This is a genomic window from Thermanaerothrix sp. (assembly GCA_026417795.1).
In the GTDB taxonomy this organism is placed as follows: Bacteria; Synergistota; Synergistia; order Synergistales; family Synergistaceae; genus Thermanaerovibrio.
The window spans coordinates 1-1,719 of record JAOACP010000089.1; the positions used below are offsets into that span (position 1 = coordinate 1).

General features: G+C 51.4%; 3 protein-coding genes. All 3 read left to right on the plus strand.

Going from position 1 to position 1,719, the window contains the following annotated elements; genetic code table 11:
• Nucleotides 1–429: HD domain-containing protein (locus tag N2315_09235; GenBank protein ID MCX7829357.1), on the plus strand; the 429-nt coding region annotated here is incomplete at its 5' end.
• The gene (locus tag N2315_09240) at nucleotides 419–1,279 is read left to right on the plus strand and encodes a YmdB family metallophosphoesterase (GenBank protein MCX7829358.1); all 861 of its coding nucleotides are present in this window, start codon (nucleotides 419–421) and stop codon (nucleotides 1,277–1,279) included. The genes N2315_09235 and N2315_09240, both read left to right, overlap by 11 nt.
• A gap of 8 nt (nucleotides 1,280–1,287) precedes the next feature.
• The coding region (locus tag N2315_09245) for a hypothetical protein (GenBank protein ID MCX7829359.1) at nucleotides 1,288–1,719 on the plus strand (432 nt) is incomplete at its 3' end.

Sequence of the window (1,719 nt, forward strand, 5' to 3'; positions counted from 1 at the left end):
GACCTTAACCATGCCGAAATAGGAATGGATATCGCCCGTAAGTTTGGGGAGGATCCGCGGGTAATCAACGCTATCGGAAGTCATCACAACGATGTGGAACCCTCCTGCATCGAATCTATCATTGTTCAGATTGCGGACGCCATTTCGGCGGCCCGTCCGGGAGCCCGTCGAGAAACACTGGATAATTACATCAAGCGGCTCGAGAATCTGGAACAAATTGCGGAAAGCTTTAGCGGTGTGGATAAGGCCTTTGCTATTCAGGCCGGTCGGGAACTGCGGATCTTGGTGAACAATGAGGCCCTGAACGATGAACAATCGAAGGAACTGGCAAAACAGATAGCCAAAAAGATAGAAAATGAACTCCAATATCCGGGACGGATTAAGGTAACGATTATCCGGGAAACCCGTATCGTCGAGTATGCCCGGTAACATCCGTTGTCTCTTCCTGGGCGATATTGTGGGAGACCCTGGGATCCAGGGTCTCCAGCAAAAGCTTCCTGCCTTGAAGGAGCACTACCAGGCTGATGTGGTCATTGCCAATGGGGAAAATGCGGCGGGCGGTTTTGGCCTTACCGCCTATACCCTGGAACTCATTTTAAGCAGTGGGGTAGATGTGGTAAGCACCGGTAACCATGTCTGGGAAAAGCGGGATTTTTGGCCGGTCCTGGAAAACACCCCCCGGGTTATCCGGCCAGCCAATTATCCTCCGGGGCTCCCTGGCCGGGGGTTCATGGGGGTGCCTGGTGTGGAGTATCCTATCTATGTAATAAATTTGCAGGGCCGGGAAGAGATGACACCTATTGATTGTCCCTTTCGCACCCTTGATAGAATTATTGAAGAAATTACCCAACAAACTCAATCGAGCAAGGGAACTCCTATTATTATCGTGGATTTTCACGCCGAGTCGAATCAGGAAAAAGAGGCCCTTGCCTTTTACGGAAACGGGCGAATAAGCGCCCTCGTTGGTACCCACACCCATGTGCAGACCGCGGACGAACGGATTTTGACACCTTTTTCTAAGATTGATAAAAATGGTTGCGCCCACCCTCAGCAAAGCGCTTTTCGTTCTACCGCCTATATCACCGATGCAGGCATGTGCGGCGTCATTGAAAGTGTGATTGGGATGGATGCGGCGGTATGTTTAGAACGAAATCGCACCCAAATTCCCCATAAAATGGAACTTGCAAAAGGAGAGCCTTTCCTGCAGGGAGTGTGTGTGGAATTGAGTCCCGACGATGGTTCTGCCCTTTCCATAGAACGTTTTTCGGTATACTCTTAATAAGAGTTATGATGTGCATCCGGGAATATCGAGAAACAGACCTCCCCTATCTCTACGAAATCTGCCTTAAGACAGGCGATAATGGCAAAGATGCAACAGAGCTCTTTTATGATCCCTATGTGCTTGGCCAGTTTTATGCAGCCCCCTACGCATTTTTTGAAAAGGACTGTGTCTTTATCCTGGAAGGGGATTATCGGGGCCTGCGGCGCCCCCTTGGCTATATTCTAGGGACCTCCGATACGGCCGCGTATACCGACTGGTTTAACCGGTACTGGCGGCCTGGGGCGGAACTCTTGTACAGGGGGAACGAAGGTTGTAAAAGCCCCACGGAGGCTCATATACGGGCCCTGTTTGCAGAGCCTCTGGAATGCCCCGCCTGGGCAGAGGCCTACCCAGGACATATCCATATCGATTTGTTGCCGGAGGCCCAGGGGGCTGGC